General features: G+C 67.7%; 19 protein-coding genes. 1 reads left to right on the top strand and 18 read right to left on the bottom strand.

Going from position 1 to position 17,479, the window contains the following annotated elements; genetic code table 11:
• Window positions 1-113: 113 nt before the first annotated feature.
• From EZ304_RS15650 to EZ304_RS15670, 5 genes are all read right to left on the bottom strand, one after another.
• Window positions 114-1,241, bottom strand: coding sequence for an ABC transporter permease (locus EZ304_RS15650; RefSeq protein WP_142807533.1), 1,128 nt, complete (start codon window positions 1,239-1,241; stop codon window positions 114-116).
• Complete coding sequence (locus tag EZ304_RS15655) at window positions 1,238-2,425, bottom strand: ABC transporter permease (RefSeq protein WP_142807534.1); 1,188 nt, start codon at window positions 2,423-2,425, stop codon at window positions 1,238-1,240. The genes EZ304_RS15650 and EZ304_RS15655 overlap by 4 nt, the downstream gene beginning before the upstream one ends.
• Window positions 2,410-3,423 carry an HlyD family secretion protein gene (locus tag EZ304_RS15660; protein WP_075674992.1) on the bottom strand — a complete coding sequence of 338 codons (1,014 nt, stop codon included), beginning with the start codon at window positions 3,421-3,423 and terminating at the stop codon, window positions 2,410-2,412. Before EZ304_RS15660 ends, EZ304_RS15655 begins: the two co-directional genes overlap by 16 nt.
• Window positions 3,416-4,822 carry a TolC family protein gene (locus tag EZ304_RS15665; RefSeq protein WP_142807535.1) on the bottom strand — a complete coding sequence of 469 codons (1,407 nt, stop codon included), beginning with the start codon at window positions 4,820-4,822 and terminating at the stop codon, window positions 3,416-3,418. The genes EZ304_RS15660 and EZ304_RS15665 overlap by 8 nt, the downstream gene beginning before the upstream one ends.
• A 78-nt stretch (window positions 4,823-4,900) precedes the next feature.
• Window positions 4,901-5,794, bottom strand: coding sequence for a LysR family transcriptional regulator ArgP (locus EZ304_RS15670; protein WP_142807536.1), 894 nt, complete (start codon window positions 5,792-5,794; stop codon window positions 4,901-4,903).
• Window positions 5,795-5,900: 106 nt separating this feature from the next.
• On the opposite strand from EZ304_RS15670, the gene EZ304_RS15675 reads away from it, so the two are divergent.
• Window positions 5,901-6,515, top strand: a complete 615-nt coding sequence (locus tag EZ304_RS15675) for a LysE/ArgO family amino acid transporter (protein WP_142807537.1) — start codon at window positions 5,901-5,903, stop codon at window positions 6,513-6,515.
• Here the strand turns inward: EZ304_RS15675 and map are convergent.
• From map to EZ304_RS15740, 13 genes are all read right to left on the bottom strand, one after another.
• Complete coding sequence (gene map / locus EZ304_RS15680) at window positions 6,512-7,294, bottom strand: type I methionyl aminopeptidase (protein WP_185959255.1); 783 nt, start codon at window positions 7,292-7,294, stop codon at window positions 6,512-6,514. The genes EZ304_RS15675 and map overlap by 4 nt on opposite strands.
• Before the next feature lie 10 nt (window positions 7,295-7,304).
• Window positions 7,305-7,517: a ParD-like family protein gene (locus EZ304_RS15685; protein ID WP_005408659.1), complete on the bottom strand. Its 213-nt coding sequence runs from the start codon at window positions 7,515-7,517 to the stop codon at window positions 7,305-7,307.
• Window positions 7,518-7,585: 68 nt separating this feature from the next.
• Complete coding sequence (locus tag EZ304_RS15690) at window positions 7,586-7,945, bottom strand: bleomycin resistance protein (RefSeq protein WP_099552410.1); 360 nt, start codon at window positions 7,943-7,945, stop codon at window positions 7,586-7,588.
• 140 nt (window positions 7,946-8,085) lie between these two features.
• Window positions 8,086-8,970 carry an arginase family protein gene (locus tag EZ304_RS15695; RefSeq protein WP_142807539.1) on the bottom strand — a complete coding sequence of 295 codons (885 nt, stop codon included), beginning with the start codon at window positions 8,968-8,970 and terminating at the stop codon, window positions 8,086-8,088.
• Between the two features lie 3 nt (window positions 8,971-8,973).
• Window positions 8,974-10,038 (bottom strand): GNAT family N-acetyltransferase, encoded by a 1,065-nt coding sequence (locus EZ304_RS15700; protein ID WP_142807540.1) that lies wholly within the window; start codon window positions 10,036-10,038, stop codon window positions 8,974-8,976.
• 29 nt (window positions 10,039-10,067) lie between these two features.
• The gene (locus EZ304_RS15705) at window positions 10,068-11,468 is read right to left on the bottom strand and encodes an aspartate aminotransferase family protein (protein WP_046983245.1); all 1,401 of its coding nucleotides are present in this window, start codon (window positions 11,466-11,468) and stop codon (window positions 10,068-10,070) included.
• Between the two features lie 65 nt (window positions 11,469-11,533).
• The gene (locus EZ304_RS15710) at window positions 11,534-12,250 is read right to left on the bottom strand and encodes an MtnX-like HAD-IB family phosphatase (RefSeq protein ID WP_142807541.1); all 717 of its coding nucleotides are present in this window, start codon (window positions 12,248-12,250) and stop codon (window positions 11,534-11,536) included.
• A gap of 174 nt (window positions 12,251-12,424) precedes the next feature.
• Window positions 12,425-13,627, bottom strand: coding sequence for a DegT/DnrJ/EryC1/StrS family aminotransferase (locus EZ304_RS15715; protein WP_142807542.1), 1,203 nt, complete (start codon window positions 13,625-13,627; stop codon window positions 12,425-12,427).
• 10 nt (window positions 13,628-13,637) lie between these two features.
• Window positions 13,638-14,036 carry a DMT family transporter gene (locus EZ304_RS15720; protein ID WP_049429588.1) on the bottom strand — a complete coding sequence of 133 codons (399 nt, stop codon included), beginning with the start codon at window positions 14,034-14,036 and terminating at the stop codon, window positions 13,638-13,640.
• A complete protein-coding gene (locus EZ304_RS15725) occupies window positions 14,033-14,392 on the bottom strand; it encodes an EamA family transporter (RefSeq protein ID WP_006425769.1) in 360 nt (119 codons plus the stop codon). Before EZ304_RS15725 ends, EZ304_RS15720 begins: the two co-directional genes overlap by 4 nt.
• A gap of 1 nt (window position 14,393) precedes the next feature.
• The gene (locus EZ304_RS15730; protein WP_010483180.1) at window positions 14,394-15,230 is read right to left on the bottom strand and encodes an alpha/beta hydrolase; all 837 of its coding nucleotides are present in this window, start codon (window positions 15,228-15,230) and stop codon (window positions 14,394-14,396) included.
• A 79-nt stretch (window positions 15,231-15,309) separates the two neighbouring features.
• The gene (locus EZ304_RS15735; RefSeq protein WP_142807543.1) at window positions 15,310-16,632 is read right to left on the bottom strand and encodes a sensor histidine kinase; all 1,323 of its coding nucleotides are present in this window, start codon (window positions 16,630-16,632) and stop codon (window positions 15,310-15,312) included.
• 55 nt (window positions 16,633-16,687) lie between these two features.
• Window positions 16,688-17,371 carry a response regulator gene (locus tag EZ304_RS15740; protein ID WP_142807544.1) on the bottom strand — a complete coding sequence of 228 codons (684 nt, stop codon included), beginning with the start codon at window positions 17,369-17,371 and terminating at the stop codon, window positions 16,688-16,690.
• Window positions 17,372-17,479 lie beyond the last annotated feature (108 nt).

A 17,479-nucleotide genomic window follows, 5' to 3' on the forward strand; every position in this document is an offset into this window, starting at 1 on the left:
CCCCCGTTTCCCCTTCCACACCGCAGTACCCGAACGCCGGCCCCGCGCCGGCGTTCTTCGTTGCAGGAAAAAGGGACGGAGGGGATTAAGTCGCAATTCCCCCAACCGGCCGTTTACGACTTAATCCCCTCCGTCCCCTTTTTGGCGAGGAGGCGCCAGGTGGCGAGGCTGCCGTAGAGCAGCAGCAGGACGGTGAGGGTGATCAGTTCGTGGCTGACTTCGGCCAGGCGGGCGTCCATCTGGTTCAGCCTCACCATCAGGTTGATGCCCGAGGTGGTCGGCAGCAGTTGCGCCAGCCAGACCAGCGGTGGCGGCGTCATCACCGCCGGCCACGACAGGTTGGCCAGGAAGAACAGCGGGATCGAGGTGGCGATGATGTACTGGAAGGCGCGTTCGCGGGTGCGGAAGAAGCTGCCGACGAACAGGCCGAACGCCACCGTGGCGGCGATGAACAGCGTGCCGCCCAACAACTGGCCCAGCGGGTTGCCGCCGCGCGGATAGTCCTGCACCCAGGCGGTGAAGCCGGCGTAGTAGAACAGGCCGAACAGGCCGATCAGGCCGAAGCCCATCGCCATGCCGGCCAGGGTCGGCAGGTCGAAGCGCAGGCGCCGGCCGAGCGCGAGGCGGCGGCCGCCGAGCAGGACGCCGATGCCCATCAGCAGCGTCTGGTGCACGATCAGCTCGGCCACGCCGGGCACGATGGCGCTGCCATAGCCTTCCTGCGTGTTGTACAGCGGGCGCTGCACCAGGGTGACCGGCGGTGCCTGCGGCGCGCCCATGAAGGCCGCCTGGCCGACTACCGCCTCACGCCCGAACGCGCCCAGTGCATCGGCCACGCTGCCCAGTACCCAGCTGGCACGGCCCAGGTAGGCGCCGTTGCCGAGCAGCACCAGCTTGGCCGGATGGCCGCGCAGGATGTCGCGCTCCAGGTTGGCCGGAATCAGCACGATCCCTTCTGCGTGGCCGGCTTCCAGCTGCTGGCGCGCACTGTCGATGTCCGCCGGTTGCCCGACCACGCGTGCAACGCGGAGTGCATCGAGCTTTCGCAGCAGCTCGCGGCTGGTCACGCTGTGGTCTTCGTCCACCACCAGCACCGGCAGGTTGCCCGCCACCTGGTGGCGATACGCGGCCGGGTAGAAGAACGAGTACAGGATCACCGCGCCGACCATCACCACGATCGCGTAGCGGTCGCACAGCACTGCCATCAGCGTCTGCCGCAGGCTGCGCCAGAGTGCGCTCATGCGTCGGCTCCCGCAGGCTGCGCGGCTTCAGGTGTACGCGCAAAGGCGATCAGGCGCAGGCCGCCGATGCCACCGGCCACCATCGTCATCAACAACAGCGTGGTCAGCGGCCATATCGAAACCTGCAGCGGCGAACCGATGAACTGCTGCTGGGTCTGCAGCTTGATGTAGGCGCTGAGTGGCAGCAGCTGATGCCAGATGCGGGTGAACAGGGGGCCATCCAGCACCGGGAAGGTGGCACTGGAAAATGCCAGTGCGGTGCCGATGCTGAGGCCGACCGCGGACAGCGCGGTACCCATGTCGCGGGTGACGCCGACGAAGAACAACGCGTAGGCGGCCGTTGCCAGGTAGAACAGTGGCTGTGCGAGCAGCAGCACGAGCACGCTGCCGGCCACACCATCGCCGCGCAGCCAGGCCAGGTAACCGATGCCGAGCGCGCCATACAGCGAAAACAGCAGGATGTACGGCGCGACCTTGCCGGCAATCGCCGACCACGGCGTGCGACCCAGCCAGGCGGGCAGGGTGCCGTCGCGGATCTCGCGGCCAAGGCTGCCGGCCACTGCCAGCGCCAGTACCAGCGACAGCACTGCCGGGAAGATCAGTGGCAGCAGGAACAATTCGTAGCTGCGCGCCGGGTTGTAGAGGATGTCCGACTGCACCGCGATCGGCGCCGCACGCAGCTTGCCCGGACCGACCTGCAGGCCGATGCGCTCACGCAGCAGGCGCGCGTTCCAGGCCGAGACCGCGTCGCCGATATCGCGCGCCGCAGATTGGCCGGTGGTCATGTAGGTGGCGTTGTAATAGGCGAACAGCGTGCCCTGGCGGCCACGCAACGCCTGCCGGGTGACATCGCGCGGCACCAGCACGATGGCGAACACATCCAGGCGGCGCAGCTGCGAACGTGCGTCTTCCATGTCCACCGGCTGGCTGGCGATGCGCACGCCGGGGCTGGCATCGAGCATGCGCAGCAGCAGGCGGCTGTCACTGCTGTGGTCGAGGTCGACCACGGCGATCGGGATGTCGCGCATCACCGACGGGGTGAACATCCACGCCATCATCGCCAGCATCAGCAGGGGCAGCAGGGTCACCAGCATCAGGTCGGCGCGGTTGCCGCGCAGCGACTGCAGCTCGCGCCGCCAGCTTGCGGCGAAGCCGCCGCGGCCGGGGCTCAGTGCTGGGGCCATGCGAACAGCACGCTCATGCCGGGGCGGAAGCCCTCGATGCGGCGTACCGGGCGCACCCGCACCTCGAAGCTGCGGACGTCGTAGCCGGACGACTGGCGGGTGGTACGCCAGGTTGCATAGTCGCCGGCGGGGTTGATGAAGTAGACCTCGAATTCGCCGTCCAGGCCGAGTGCCGGCACGCTGCCCTGAAGCTTGCTGCCGACCTTCAGGCCCTGCATCTGCGATTCGCGCAGGTTCATCGCCACCCACATGCGGTCGATGTCGACCAGGGTGAACACCGGGTAGCCGGCCGGCACCAGTTCGCCCGGGTCGGCCATGCGCTTGTTGATCTCGCCGGCGACCGGCGCGCGCCCTTCCACTTCGACACGCGCGGCATTGACTTCGGCCACCGCGCCCTGCGCCTGCTGCACCTGGCCCTGCGCGGCGCGCTTGTCCTGCTCGCGTGCGCCTGCCAATGCCATGTCGTACTGCGCGCGGGCGGCACGCGCCAGTTCGCGCGAGCTGGTGGCCTGGGCATGCGCTTCATCGCGCTTCTGCCGGGTCATCACCCCTTCGTTGAACAGGTTCTGCACGCGCTGGTAGGTGGCTTCGGCCAGCGTCGCGCCGGCTTCGGCCCGCTTCCAGTTCGCTTCGGCGGCGCGGATATCTTCGCTGCGCGCGCCTTCGTCGGCCTTGTCGGCCACCGCCTGTGCGGCGGCCAATGCGCCGTGGGCCTGCTGTTCCTTGGCGGCCACCTCCGGGCTGTCGAGCAGGAACAGCACCTGCCCGGGCTGCACGCGGTCGCCCTCGCGCACCTTCAGTTCGGCCACGCGCGCGGTGATCTTGGCGGCCACGTTGATGGTGTCCGCATCGGCCATGCCCTGGATCTGGTCGGCCGGGCTGCGCCAGGCCAGCCACAGGCCAAGCACCACCACGACCAGCAGCACCACTATCAGGATTGGGCCCAGACGGCGCTTGGCCGGGGGCGTCGTCGCATCGTCGTGCAGCACATCACTCATGGTCGATCACCTCGTCCGCACGCCGCCGGAACTCTTCGAAACGGTCCATCTGTCCACTGACCTCCAGCAACTGTGCCAGCGCAATATCGTATTGGTAGGCGGCCTGCGCGCGCTCGACACGGGCGCCGCCCAGGCCGAGCCGCGCGTCGATCACATCCAGCGAAGTCGCCTGGCCTTCGCGGAACGCCAGTTCCTGCAGGCGCAGGTTTTCCTGTGCCTGGGCGATGCTGCTGTCGAGCAGCACATACTGCTGGCGCGCGGTTTCCAGCTCGTTCCAGGCCTTGCGCACGCCCAGCGCGACCTGGTTCTCGGCCTCGCGCAGGCCCGCTTCGGCCTGGTCCTGCTGCGCACGCGCGGCGCTGATCTGCGCCGGCCGTGAGTTCGGCGACAGGAAGGTGTACTTCAGGCCGATGCCGAACGCCCAGTCCGGATCGGTCAGCATCTCGTCGCGGCGGCGGAAGTCGTACTGGCCGAAGGCGAAGATCTGCGGCTTCAGCTTGGCCTGCTGCACGCGCACGCCCTGTTCGGCCTGCGCCACCATCGCTCGCAGGCGCGTGATCTGCGGCTGGCGCGCCTGCGCGGTGCGCTCGAAGCTGGCCACCGGTTCCAGTGGCACGCGCTGCACGAACAGTGGTGATACCGGCTGCACCTCACCGCCACTGCGCAGCAGCGTGGCCAGCGCTGCCTTCAGCGTGGCCAGGTCGTTCACTGTCTTCTGGAATTCGCGCTCGGCCTTGTCGCGGGCTACGGTGGCCTGCAGGCGCTGCGCGCGGGTGGCGAAGCCCTCGCGTTCCAGCTTCTCCGCGTCGGACAGGTGACGGTTGAGGCCATCGCGCACATCGCGGCGCACGTCCACCGCCTGCTCGGCCAGGCGCTGGCCAAAATAGGCCTGGGCCAGCTGCACGGTCAGCGATTGGCGCTGTGCTTCGCGCTCGGCGCTGGCCTGCTCGTGGGCGGCGCTGGCGGCACGTTGCGCGGCCGGAATCACGCCGCCGGTGTACAGCGGCAGCACCGCGGTCACCACCGGGCGGGTACGCCAGTCGCGTTCGGTGAACGACAGCGGCGAGTCAATGCCATAGGCCTCGGCCACCGGCGCCAGTGAACCCAGTGGCAGCGTGAGGGTCTTCTGGAACTGCAGGCGGCGCACTTCGCCGGTGATTTCCGGCAGGCGCAGCAGGCGGGTGGCTTCCTGCAGGTCCTGCTTGTTGCGCACCGCTGCATCGGCGGCGGCCAGTGCATCGGAGACCTGTTCCAGGCGTTGCCGCGCCTGTTCCCAGTCCAATGCGGGTGTATCGCCGGTGGTCTGCGCCAGCGCAGCGGGTGGCAGGCAGGTTGCCAGCGCGAGCGCCAGCGCGGTCTTCGCGCAGTGCATCCTTGTACGTCGGCCGATCACGCCCATGCCGTCCCAATGGTGAAGAAGTGCGCAAACGGTAGTGCGCGCGGCGTGAAGCCCGGGTCTGCGGTCATCGGTCTGTCCTCAACGAAGGGTGCCGCTGGCCGCAGTGCGCAGCGCCTGGGTGATGTGCTGCAGCGTGCTTGAACGCACGGCGGCATGCTGCCAGTACAGCGGCACATCGAGCCAGCGGCGGGGTTCCAGTACCACCACGCGGCCGGCGCGCACGGCGGGCGCGACCAGCGTTTCCGGGGCCATGCCCCAGCCGAGTCCGCACGCGGCGGCCTCGACGAAGCCGGTGGAGGAGGGCAGGTAGTGTAGCGGCGGCTGCAGGCGCGCGCGGGTCAGGCGCCGCACGAAGCGCCATTGCAGTTCATCTTTGCGGTTGAACACCAGCATCGGTGCGCGCGCCAGTGCCGCGGCCTGCATGCCGTCGCTGAAGTAATGACGCGCGAAGCCGGGAGAGGCGATGGCGTGGTAACGCATCGCGCCAAGCGGGTGCACGTTGCAGCCCTTCACCGGTTGGCTTTCGGCGGTGACCGCGCCGAGCACGCTGCCATCGCGCAGCAGCTGCAGGGTGTGGTCCTGGTCGTCCATGCGCAGGTCGAACAGATAGCCATGGCGCTGGTGCAGGTCGGCGATGGCCGGCACGAACCAGGTGTCGAGCGAGTCGTCGTTGACCGCCAGCGGGATTGGCGTGCGCGCGGCGTCACTGCCGCGTTCGGGCAGCAGTTCGGCCACTGCCTCGGCCTCCAGCGCCTGCATCGGCCGCACACGGCGCAGCAGTGCCTCACCGGCGGCGGTGGGCCGGCACGGTGCCTGGCGCACCACCAGCACCTGGCCAAGCCGGTCCTCCAGGGCCTTGATCCGCTGCGACAGTGCCGACGGGCTGATCGACAGCCGGCGTGCGGCGGCCTCGAAGCTGCCTTCTTCCAGCACTGCAGCAAATGCGGACAGTTGCGGATGTACCAGGTCCACACCGGCACCTCTTCAGTATTTCTGCACAGGATAAAGAAAAATCAGTTTGTCTTAACGTGTCCGTTGGCCGCACCCTGCGCGTCCCCCCGCTGCCTGGCCTGTCCCGATGTGGATTGCTGCTACCGCCGCCGGCCTGTTCGCAGGTGCCGGCCTGATCATCGCCATCGGCGCGCAGAACGCCTTCGTGCTGCGCCAGGGCCTGCAGCAGCGCCATGTGGGGAGGGTAGTGCTGGCTTGCGCAGGTGCGGACATCGCGCTGATCCTTGCCGGCGTTGGCGGCATGGGTGCGCTGGTGCTGCAGTGGCCGCTGCTGCTGCAGGTGCTGCGTTTCGGTGGCGCGGCATTCCTGCTCTGGTATGGCCTGCAGGCCGGGCTGCGCGCGTGGCGAGGTGGCAGTGCACTGGCGGCGGGTGACGTGGACGGTGGCGATCGACGGCAGGTGCTGCTGACCTGCCTGGCCTTCACCCTGCTCAATCCGCACGTCTATCTGGACACCGTGGTGCTGCTGGGCAGCCTGTCCACGCGCTATCCGGGCGATCTGCGCTGGGCGTTTGCTGCCGGCGCCTGCGCAGCCAGCGTCATCTGGTTCTGCACGCTGGGCTATGGCGCGCGCCTGTTGCAGCCGGTGTTCCGCAGGCCGTCTGCGTGGCGGGTGCTGGATGCTGGCGTGGCGATGTTCATGTTCTGCCTTGCGACGTTGTTGCTGTTGCGCCCGCTCTAGGCGGCATCCACTGCGCACAACGGCGTCTCGCCTGGGCGCAGGGTCAGTACGCGCACGCCGCTGCCGGTGACCGCGACGGTATGCTCGAACTGCGCCGACAGCTTGCCGTCGCGCGTGTAGACCGGCCATTCGTCCGGCTGCTGGCGGATGGCCGGCTTGCCCTGGTTGAGCATCGGCTCGATGGTGAACACCATCCCTGCTTCCAGCACCATGCCGGTGTTGGGATGCCCGTAGTGCAGGATCTGCGGTTCCTCGTGCATCTCCTGGCCGATGCCGTGGCCGCAGTACTCCTTCACCACGCTGTAGCCGTGGCTGCGTGCGTGGCGGGCGATGGCATGGCCGATATCGCCCAGGCGTGCACCGGGGCGCACCACAGCGATGCCTTTCCACATCGCCTGGTAGGCGGTCTGCACCAGCCTGCGCGCGGCGTAGTCGACCTCGCCGACCAGGTAGGTGGTGCTGGAGTCGGCGATGTAGCCGTTCTTTTCCAGGGTGATGTCGAGGTTGACGATCTGGCCGTTGCGCAGCACGTCGGTGGCACTGGGTACGCCGTGGCAGATCACGTTGTCGATCGAAGTGTTGAGCACATACGGGAAGCCGTACTGGCCCTTGCTGGCCGGCCGTGCCTGCAGCTCATCGACGATCATGCGCTCGACGAATTCGTTGATCTCCATCGTGCTGCGGCCCTGCAGCGGCAGCTGGTCGAGCGCGGCGAACACCTGCGCCAGCAGGCGCCCGGATTCGGCCATCAACGCGATCTCGTCGGGGCGCTTGATGATGCCCATCGGCTCAGACCTGGCCCGGCGGCAGCAGCGGCGGCTGCACGCCGGCCGCGCGCAGCTCGCTGGCGACGATGTCCTGGAAGCTCAGCGTCGGGTTCATCTCGCACAGCATGCCGACCCGGATCCAGAAGTTGGCCTGGGCGTTGATCGAACGGCTGGAGACGGTGCAGGCACGGCGCAGCTGGTCGTGCAGGGTGTCATCGATGTTGACGATGCCCATGGGCGGTCCTGGTGGATTGGATATACGAAGCATATATGTTCCGTATATCCGCCTCAAGTCCGTCCGATTCAGTCCATGTGGGTGGCAAAGCGCAGGCGGTTGCCGTCGGGGTCGCGCAGCAACATCTCGCGGCTGCCCCACTCGGTGTCATGCGGGGGCTGCTCGATCGGCACGTTGGCCGCACTGAAGGCGCGGTGCAGGCTGTCGACGTCGTCGACAATGAAATACACCGCACCGCCGACCTCGCAGTCGCCGCTGTGCTCGGTGAGGAAGAGCGTCTGGCCGTCGCGGGTGAGCTGGGCGAACAGGGGGAAGCCGGGTTCGAAGCGGTGTTCCCAGTCGACCACGAAACCCAGCCCCTGCACGTAGAACGGCAGGGTGGTATCGGCGTGGCGCATGCGCAGCTGCGGGATGACGGTCTGGGGCATGGCGAGAGCTCCGGGACGGGAGTCCAGTGTAGTGCCGGCCGCTGGCCGGCATTGGTCTGGTAGATGCCAACCTTGGTTGGCATTGCCGGCCAGCGGCCGGCACTACCGAAGCCATGCCGGCCAGCGGCCGGCACCAGCGCTCAACCGGCCGTCGGTACCGCGGCCATCGCCGCCAGCAGTTCGCGGTTCACCTGCTGGTGCCGGGCCTGCCAGGCGGGAAGATCATCGGCGCTGATATCCGGCTGGCCATCCAGCGACGACAGCCAGCGCTTGAAGCGGCTCTGGTAGTTGGCCAGCGACACCTCGCCGGTGATATCACTGCCGACCAGGCCGCCGGCACGCAGCGCTTCGATCACCACCAGCGCGTCTTCCAGCTGGAAACGGCCCTGGTCCCAGTTGCTGCGGGCGACGTCCTCGGCGAACACATCCTTGTCGATCGACAGGTAGGTCGGTTGCGGCGACTTGGCCTGTTCGGCAGCGAACGCGGCAACCAGTGCCTCCGGGTGCTCGAAGCGTCGGAATGCACGGCCCATGCCGAGGCGGTGGCCCCAGCCGACATCCACGTCCATGCACCAGTACGTCAGGCGGCCGCCCAGCAGCGGGCGCCAGTGGTTCTCCCAGGCATGGCCGAGGCCGATGTCGCTGGAGGTGATGCCGAGCACATGGATGTGCGAGATCTGCGGCAGCTTGCTGGCGGCATTCATCCATGAACCGCAATGCATGCCGAACGGAAAACGCATGTTGTCCGGATGGTTGTCCAGCACCACCAGCTGGAACGGCGCCTGTGCACGCATGCGGCGCAGCAGCGGCAGGCTGAGATGGTGGAAGTCACCACTGCCGAGCATGACCGTGCCGGGTTGCGCGGGCAGCGACGCGAGCACTTCGGCGCCGAAGCGATCCAGGGTGCTGTTGCTGCAGGCGAAGCGCAGCGGGTCGTGCCACTGCGGCAGCGCCAGGGTCTGTGCCTGGGGCAGTGGCAGCACACCACCGTCCAGGTCGAGGATCAGCGGGGAACGCAACGGCATCGCTCAGCCGCCTCCATCAGGTTCGCCCTGCAGGTACGGGGCCAGGCGGCGCAGGGCGGCACGCAGCAGCGGGGAGCGTGCGTGGATCGCGTGCCGGGTGGAGGTGAAGCGGGCGCCCAGCTCGGCTTTGATCCGCGAGTCAGTCCAGCCGGCCACATAGTGGCTCAGGCCGTGCTGCAGCGCGTACTCAAGGTTGTGCATCCAGCTGACCGCGTACAGGTTGTGCTCGCGCGACTGCGGATAGGCCAGCCCGATGTACTTGTCCACCAGCTTTCCGGCGTGGATGTAGCACAGGTTCCAGCCGATCAGCTGGCCCTGGTGGCGATACAGGAACATCCGTCCCTGGCCCTGGCTGTCGGCCAGCAGATGCTGGAAGTAGGGCAGGCCGAGCTGGTCGAAATGCACCGCGCTCTGCGCGAACACGCCCAGGTACAGCGCATGCAGTTCGGCCTGCAGCTGCGGGTCGGCCAGGGCCGGATCACCGGTGGCGATGCAGTCGATCTGCAGGTCATCACGCGAGCGCAGCTTGCGCCGGATGTTCTTGCGGCGCGAGGACGACAGGCGGCCGAGATAGCCGTCGAGCGAATCGAAATCGATCGCCACCCAGGCCAATGGCATGCCTTCCAGTTCGACGAAGCCGCGTTCCAGCAGCGCCTGCAGGAAGGCGCCGCTGTGTGCATTGGCGGCGTCGTCCAGCAGCGGTGAATCGATCGCCAGGTCCTTGACCACCAGCAGGCGCGTATCGCCGATCGCGTGACGCGTCACGTCCTCGGCCAGAGCCTCCGGTGCCACGTGCGCCGGCAACGGGGTGTACTCGGTGCTGGTGGCACCGATGAAGCGGGTCTTCCAGGTGATCCATGGCCGCCACAGGCGCGACAGCGGCAGGCCGACCAACTTGCCGCGCAGCCCGTCATCCATCGTCGTGGTCAGGTCCAGCGGCGCACGGAAGGTCGGTAGGCCGCTGGGAAGGCGGCCTGCCTCGAATCCGAGCGGCGGGTGGGCCAGGAAGCCCTCCAGCAGCGCGGCCGGTTCCAGCGCGGTGCTGGATGCACGTGACGTCATGTCCATCGGCACGGGAACCGGCAGCGCATCCAACCTCAGCCCTTGGCCTTGGTCAGTGCCTGGTCGAGCAGGGTGATCGCCAGGTCGATCTCTTCGTAGCTGATGTCCAGCGACGGCGCGAAGGTGATCACGTTCTTGTACCAGCCACCCACGTCGAGCACGAGGCCCATGCGCTTGCCGTCGTGCAGGAGGTCACCGGCCAGGCCGATGTCGACCATGCGGTCCAGCAGTTCCTTGTTCGGGGTGTAGCCGTCGGTCTGGCAGATCTCGGCGCGCAGGGCCAGGCCCAGGCCGTCGACGTCGCCGATTTCCGGGTGACGCTTCTGCAGGCCACGCAGGCCGTCGAGGAAGTACGCGCCCTTTTCCGGCACGGTGCGCTCGTAGTCCATTTCCTTGCCCAGCTTCAGTACTTCCAGGCCCAGGCGGGTGCCCAGCGGGTTGGAGTTGAAGGTGGAGTGGGTGGAACCTGGCGGGAACACGGTCGGGTTGATCAGTTCTTCGCGCGCCCACAGGCCCGACAGCGGGTTCAGGCCGTTGGTCAGCGCTTTGCCGAACACCAGCACGTCCGGGGTCACGCCGAAGTGCTCGATGGCCCACAGCTTGCCGGTGCGCCAGAAGCCCATCTGGATTTCATCGACGACCATCAGGATGCCGTACTTGTCCAGCACGCGCTTGAGGCCGGTGAAGAAGTTGCGCGGCGGGATGACATAGCCGCCGGTGCCCTGGATCGGCTCGACGTAGAACGCAGCGTACTCGGCCTGGCCGACCTTGGGATCCCACACGCCGTTGTATTCGCTTTCGAACAGGCGTTCGAACTGCCATACGCAGTGGTCGGAGTATTCGTCCGGGGTCATGCCCTTCGGGCGACGGAAGGGGTACGGGAACGGGATGAACATCGCGCGCTCGCCGAAGTGGCCGTAGCGGCGGCGGTAGCGGTAGCTGGAGGTGATCGACGAGGCACCCAGGGTACGGCCGTGGTAGCCGCCTTCGAAGGCGAACATCAGGCTCTTGCCGCCACGCGCGTTGCGCACGATCTTCAGCGAGTCTTCAATGGCCTGCGCGCCGCCCACGTTGAAGTGCACGCGGCCATCGAGGCCGAACTTCTCATGCATATCCACGGCAATGGTCTTGGCCAGCTGCACGCGGGTCGGGTGCAGGTACTGGCTGGCGACCTGCGGCAGGGTGTCGATCTGGTCCTTCAGCGCGTCGTTCAGGCGCTTGTTGCTGTAGCCGAAGTTGCAGGCCGAGTACCACATCTGCAGGTCGAGGTAGGGCACGCCCGCACCGTCGAACATGTAGCTGCCTTCGCCGCGCTGGAAGATCTTCGGCGGGTCGACGTAGTGGACGGTGTCGCCGAAGGAGCTGTAGCGGGCTTCGTCGGCCAGCAGCTGCGCATCGGAGGCAGCGGCGTCGGCATTCTTGTCAAAAATGTTCATGCAGTTCGGTTCCGTGAAGGACGTTCGAAAGGGGGCAACGGGGGAGCGTGGCTGGAAGGGAGTGCTCAGGCGGTGGCCAGCAGCAGGGGCGGTACGGCGGGCTGCGGGGTGGCGTCGATGCGACGTGGCTGCAGCAGGCTGCCATCGAGCAGGCGCGGCAACAGCGCGATGGCATCGTGGAAGGTGTCGATCGCGGCATGCTCGATGCCGGCCTTCGTGCAATGGGTGATCAGGCGGCGCTTGGCGAATACGAAGTCGGCATCTTCGGACACGCAGAAATCCGAGCTGCCGTCGCCGATCATCAGCACGCGCGGCGCTTCGTTGGCACGTGCCTGCGCGGCGCAGGTGCACTTGCAGGTGCCACTGCGGCAGCCTTCGGCCTGGTAGGGCGATTCCAGTTCCCAGTGGTCTTCGCACCAGCGCAGGTGGTTGGCCACCACCGGCAGCCGCGACAGGCCGTGGTTGGCGAGGATGCGGTGGATCGCATAGTCCAGGCCGTCGCTGACGATGCGCAGCGGCAGGCCCAGCTGCTCGGCGCGGGCGACGAAGGCGACGAAGCCCGGATCGATCTGCACCTGGTCCAGGTGCGCGTCAAGCGTGGCCGGGTCCAGCTTCAGCAGCCGCACCTGGCCCTGCATGCATTCACGCGAGCCGATCTTTCCCGCTTTCCACTGGTCTTCCAGTTCCTGCCAGCCCGGCTGGCCGTACTTTTCCAGCAGCGAGTCGATGACATCTTCGAGGCTGATGGTGCCATCGAAGTCACACAGGATGCTCCAGTGCATGGGCAGGTCCGTCGATGAAAGAAGCGCCCGGCCCGATGCCGGGGCAGGCTCAATGTAGGTAGGCAGCCTTTCTCGTTCCTTTCCTGTTGAAAGGCTCTATTGACGGGCTGGGAAAGCGTTCAGGAAGGTGCATGGATGAATGCGCGGAGCGCAGGCCACGCGTGCACGTACGGGTCAGGCGCGGGCCAGGACCTGCAGGATTTCGGCCGTGTCTTCACGGGTCTGCCAGGCGCTGTTGCCCAGGGTGAGCATGCGTGCGGCGAAGTCGCGCGCGTTGGGCATGTCGTCCTGCGGCACGATGCCGCGCAGGTACGTGTAGTCGGGCAGGGCATGGATGAACATGCGGCTGGCGCCGAGACCGCGTGGCCACAGCTCTTTCAGCACGGCATCGCGGGCCCGCTGGCTGGGTAGCAGCAGCATCAGCATCGGCCAGGTGCCGCCGGTACCGGCCAGCCCATCGACCACTTCCACCGCCGGCAGCTGTGCCAGCTGCACGCGCAGCTGCAATGCACGCAGGCGCCCTGCCTGCAGGAAGGCCGGCAGGCGCCGCGCGGCATGTGCACCGATGTTCTGCCGCCACTGGCTGACCCGGTGCTGCGGAATCTCCAGCGGGAAAATGTCACCGACCGCTTCTTCCAGGTCGCCACGCTGCAATGCGCTGCGCAGCGGATTTCCGTACACCAGCGACAGCAGCGACGGCCGATAGCAGGCGGCCAGGCCGAGCAGCTGCACACTGCGCAGCAGTTCCCAGCGCAGGTTGAAGCGCACCTGTTCGGCGGCATGTCCGGCCAGCGCGGCACGCAGTTCGTCATCGCGGCTGACCAGCAGGCCGCCTTCGTGCAGGCTCAGGCCCTTGCCGGCGGCCAGGCTGAAGAATCCGATATCGCCGCGCAGGCCGACACTGGTGTTGCCAACGCGTGCGCCGAGCGCCTGCGCGGCATCCTCGATCACCCAGGCGCCGGCGCCGCGCGCAACCTCGCATGCCAGTTCGACATCGGCGATGCGCCCGCCCAGGTGAGTGGGCAGGATCGCCAGCGTGCGTGCATCGGCCAGGCGCTTGAGCTGGCCAGGGTCGAAATCGAAGTGGCCATGACGGGTGTCGCACAGCTGTACGCGAAGGCCCAGGCTGTGCACCGCGATCGGCACCAGCGGGCAGGTGTAGGCCGGCAGGATCACGGTGTCGCGCTGGGGTGTGCGCCTGCGCAGCGTTCGCAGCGCGATCAGCAGCGCGTGCGTGCCGGAACAGGTCAACTGCAGCGGCGGTGTGCCGAGCTGGCTGGCCAGGACCGCGCGCAGGTCGCCACCGCCAGGAAGGAAGTCGCTGGCCTGCATCGGCAGGCCGGCGGTGGGCGGCAGCTCGCGCGCGAACAGGCTCATCGCAACGTGCTCATGCGGTGCTTTCGGCAGGGCTGTGCGGATCGTCCGCTTCGGCACGGCCCAGGCAGACGATGCCGGCCACGATCAGTACCGCGCCGACCAGGTGATGCAGGGTCAGCGGTTCGTTCAACAGCCACGCCGACAGCAGCAGAACGCTGATCACTTCCAGGTGCGATGCGGCAAATGCAGGGCCGATCGGCGCATGGCGCAGCAGGCTCATCCAGGTGAAGAACGCACCCACGTAGCCGAGGATGGCGCCGTACACCCACGGCTGCGACAGCACGCGCAGCAGCCAGGCGGTGTTGGCCTCGACCGGCAGCGCGGCATCACCGGCATACTTGAAGCACAGCTGGGCCAGCGTGTCGAAGGCCATCAGCAGCGGGAAGCCGATCACATACAGACGCCTCATGAGCCGGCCCCCACCACCGCCACGCCTGCAGTGACCAGCAGCATGCCGGTCACCCGCAGCGGGGTGAGCTTCTCGCGGAACAGGAAACGGCCGGCGATCATCAGCGCGACGATGTTGATCGAGCCCAGCAGTACGCCCTTGGACAGCGGCACCAGCGACAGGAAGGCGATCCAGGCGACGAACTCAAGCACGTAGCAGGCGATGCCGATCCACAGCCAGGGCCGGCTGAGCATGTGTTTCCAGCGCTGCAGGCCTTCGCCGTCCTGCGGGTCGCTGGCGGCGGCCTTGAAGGCAAGCTGGCCACCGGTATCGAGCACCACGTTGGCCAGCCACAGCAGCGTGGCGAGTGCCCCCATCTCAGGCCACCGCCTTGAGTACGCCCGTGCGTTCACCGATCTCGGTGAAAAAGCGCGCGCTGCGACGGATCACATCGCGGCGTTCGCGGTCGATGGTGATCATGTGGTAGCTGTCTTCCAGTACCACCAGTTCCTTCGGACCGCTGACCCGCGACATCACCAGCTCGGCGTTGCCCATGCTGGCCACGTCGTCTTCGCGGGCGTGCATCACCAGGCACGGTGCGGTGACCTGGTGCAGATGGCGGCGGGTCCAGTTGCTCAGCGCACGCATCTCGGCCAGCGCATGCCAGGGGTTGCCCGGCAGCCCGGCGGCGGCACTGTCGCCGGACAGCATGGCGGCGCTGACCTGCGCACGCAGTCGCTCGTCACGCAGGCCGTAGGGCGGCTCTTCCATGAACATGCGGTCGCGGCCGATGTTGAAGCGCTTGAACCACGGCAGCAGGAACGAGAAGCGGGCCACGGCGGGGATGTTCCAGCCGTCGTAGCGGAAAGTGGCGCCGTATACGCCGACCCCGGACACCCACTCCGGGCGACGTGCAGCCAGGGCCAGCGACAGCACCGCGCCCATCGACAGGCCACCGACGAACAGCTGGTCGACCTTGCCGCGCAGGGTTGCCGCCGCATCTTCCACGCCCTGGTACCACTGTTCCCAGGTGGTCGCCAGCAGGTCATCCACGCTGCCGCAATGGCCGGGCAACTGCACGCCGTGCACGGTGAAACCGGCGTTGTTCAGCCCTTTGCCCAGCATGCGCATTTCCGCCGGGGTGCCGGTCAGGCCATGGACCAGCAGCACGCCCTGGGGGCCACCGGGGAGGAAGAAGTCGTGCGATTCGGTCACCTGGCGGCTCCGGGACGGCAGTGGGGATGGCAGGATCGCAAGCGCGATTTTCGCCAGCCTTTCAGCGCCCCGGGCCGGGTCAGGGCGCCTTCAGCAGCGGCAGTGTGATGGCGACCTTCAGTCCGCCACCGGGGCGGTTCAGGAAGCTCAGGCGGCCGCCGAAGTGCTCCACCGCCTCGTGCGCGATGGCCAGGCCGAGGCCGGTGCCGCTGGCATTGGTGCCCGGTGCCCGGAAGAAGCGCTCGCCCAGCCGTGGCATCACGTCGTCGGGCACGCCGGGGCCGTTGTCTTCCACATACAGTTCGACATCATTGTCGTCCAGCGCGTGCACGCCGACCGTGACGGTCGCATTGCGGCCGGCATAACGCAGGGCGTTGTCGATCAGGTTGTCCAGCGCTTCCTGCAGCATGGCGCCGTTGCCGAGTACACGCAGCGGATGGGGGCTGCCGCGGTAGCCGAGGTCGATGCCATCACGGATCGCCTCCGGAACGCGCGTGCCGACCCATTGCGGCACCAGCTCGCACAGGTCCAGTGCCTCCACGGTATCGGGCACGGTCTGGGCCCGGCTCAGCGCCAGCAGCTGGGTGCTGACCCGGGCAGTGCGCTGGTTGAGCCGGCGGATGTGCTGCAGTGCCTCGCGCACCGTATCGGGATCACCATGTGCCAGCGCCTGGTCCACGTGCAGGGCCATGCCCGCCAGCGGCGAACGCAGCTGGTGCGCGGCATCGGCGATGAAGCGGTTCTGCAGGGTGATCATTTCCGCCTGGCGGGCAAACAGATCGTCGATGGTGCTGATCAGTGGCTGGATCTCCTCCGGCACGTCGGCATCGGAGATCGGTGCCAGTTCGCCGCGGCGCTGCGCCAGGCGGGTCCTCAGCGGGGTCAGGATGCGCAGGCCGTAGGTCACGCCGAACCAGACCAGCGCGGCAGTGCCCAGCGCCAGCATGGTCATCAGCGGGATGATGATCATCAGGATCTCGCGCGCACGCTGTCGGCGGTCGGCCATGCTCTCGGCCACCGTCACCGCCAGCTGGTCCTGCGGATCGTTCATCGCCTGCGTGCAGACGGTGGCCATGCGCACCTGCTGGCCATTGAGGTTGCCGTCGTACAGCGCCGGATGCACGCCGGTGCAGTCCTGCGAGGGGGCATAGGGGCTGAAGTCGGCGTTGCCGCTGAGGGTGCCCTTGCGGCTGCTGTCGACGTTGAAGTAGCGATGGCCGTCGGGGTCGTACTCGATCAGGAAGCGCGCCTGCGGAGACAGGTCGCTGGTCACCGGCATGGTGCTCAGCATCTGCGCGAACGAGTGGGTGTCGTCGATCAGGTTGCGGTCGTGGATGCGGTTGGAATAGTCCAGCGCAACGTAATAGGCCAGGATCGTGTTGAAGGTGAGCAGGCCCAGCATCGGCAGCGCCAGGAAGGCGAGCAGGCGCCGGCGCAGGCTGGGGGGGGGCCACTGATCACGAGGCGCTTTCGTCCTGCGCGTCTTCCAGCATGTAGCCCAGCCCGCGCACGGTGCGGATGCCCATGCCGCCGGGCTGCAGCTTGCGGCGCAGGCGGTGCAGGGCGATGTCCAGGCCGTTGTCGGTCAGATCCTGGCCCCAGTCGCACAGCGCTTCCACCAGCTGCGCGCGCGATACGATGCGCTCGGCGCGTACCGCCAGTGCCGACAGCAGGCCGAATTCGCGCGCGGTCAGTTCCAGCGACTGGTCGTCGATCCACACCCGATGCCCGGCCAGGTCGATGCGCAGGCGGCCGATGCGCAGGTCCGGGTTGCCATTGCTGGTGACCCGGCGCAGCTGGGCACGCACGCGTGCTTCGAATTCGTCCAGCGCGAACGGCTTGACCAGGTAGTCGTCGGCACCCAGGTCGAGCACACGCACGCGCTCGGCCAGACCGTCACGGGCGGTCACCACCAGCACTGCGAGGCCATCTCCGCGCAGGCGCAGGCGCTGCAGCACATCGCGGCCATCCAGCTGCGGCAGGCCCAGGTCCAGCACCAGCAGTGCGTACTGGGTCGAGCCCAGGGCTGCGTCGGCGTGCGCGCCATTGTCGACGTGGTCGACCACGTACCCCTGCCGGCGCAGCGAGGCGCACAGGCCGGAGGCGATGTCCGGGTCGTCTTCAGCAATCAGAACGCGCATGCGCGGGGGCTCCTGTAACGGTCAGGCCCACCGGATGGACGGGGTGGGCCTCTCGGCTGCCGAGGGTAGCCGCAAACCGGGTGAAGGTGGAGCGCGGCGGCGCCGTTG

Origin of the sequence: Stenotrophomonas maltophilia (assembly GCF_006974125.1) — a bacterium.
Classification (GTDB): Bacteria; Pseudomonadota; Gammaproteobacteria; order Xanthomonadales; family Xanthomonadaceae; genus Stenotrophomonas; species Stenotrophomonas maltophilia_O.

Bases quoted from the DNA above. Each gene is read 5' to 3' on its own strand.
- EZ304_RS15650 (WP_142807533.1), bottom strand. From the start codon at position 1,241: ATGAGCGCACTCTGGCGCAGCCTGCGGCAGACGCTGATGGCAGTGCTG.
- EZ304_RS15655 (WP_142807534.1), bottom strand. From the start codon at position 2,425: ATGGCCCCAGCACTGAGCCCCGGCCGCGGCGGCTTCGCCGCAAGCTGG.
- EZ304_RS15660 (WP_075674992.1), bottom strand. From the start codon at position 3,423: ATGAGTGATGTGCTGCACGACGATGCGACGACGCCCCCGGCCAAGCGC.
- EZ304_RS15665 (WP_142807535.1), bottom strand. From the start codon at position 4,822: ATGGGCGTGATCGGCCGACGTACAAGGATGCACTGCGCGAAGACCGCG.
- EZ304_RS15675 (WP_142807537.1), top strand. From the start codon at position 5,901: ATGTGGATTGCTGCTACCGCCGCCGGCCTGTTCGCAGGTGCCGGCCTG.
- EZ304_RS15685 (WP_005408659.1), bottom strand. From the start codon at position 7,517: ATGGGCATCGTCAACATCGATGACACCCTGCACGACCAGCTGCGCCGT.
- EZ304_RS15690 (WP_099552410.1), bottom strand. From the start codon at position 7,945: ATGCCCCAGACCGTCATCCCGCAGCTGCGCATGCGCCACGCCGATACC.
- EZ304_RS15695 (WP_142807539.1), bottom strand. From the start codon at position 8,970: ATGCCGTTGCGTTCCCCGCTGATCCTCGACCTGGACGGTGGTGTGCTG.
- EZ304_RS15700 (WP_142807540.1), bottom strand. From the start codon at position 10,038: ATGGACATGACGTCACGTGCATCCAGCACCGCGCTGGAACCGGCCGCG.
- EZ304_RS15705 (WP_046983245.1), bottom strand. From the start codon at position 11,468: ATGAACATTTTTGACAAGAATGCCGACGCCGCTGCCTCCGATGCGCAG.
- EZ304_RS15710 (WP_142807541.1), bottom strand. From the start codon at position 12,250: ATGCACTGGAGCATCCTGTGTGACTTCGATGGCACCATCAGCCTCGAA.
- EZ304_RS15715 (WP_142807542.1), bottom strand. From the start codon at position 13,627: ATGAGCCTGTTCGCGCGCGAGCTGCCGCCCACCGCCGGCCTGCCGATG.
- EZ304_RS15720 (WP_049429588.1), bottom strand. From the start codon at position 14,036: ATGAGGCGTCTGTATGTGATCGGCTTCCCGCTGCTGATGGCCTTCGAC.
- EZ304_RS15725 (WP_006425769.1), bottom strand. From the start codon at position 14,392: ATGGGGGCACTCGCCACGCTGCTGTGGCTGGCCAACGTGGTGCTCGAT.
- EZ304_RS15735 (WP_142807543.1), bottom strand. From the start codon at position 16,632: ATGCTGGGCCTGCTCACCTTCAACACGATCCTGGCCTATTACGTTGCG.
- EZ304_RS15740 (WP_142807544.1), bottom strand. From the start codon at position 17,371: ATGCGCGTTCTGATTGCTGAAGACGACCCGGACATCGCCTCCGGCCTG.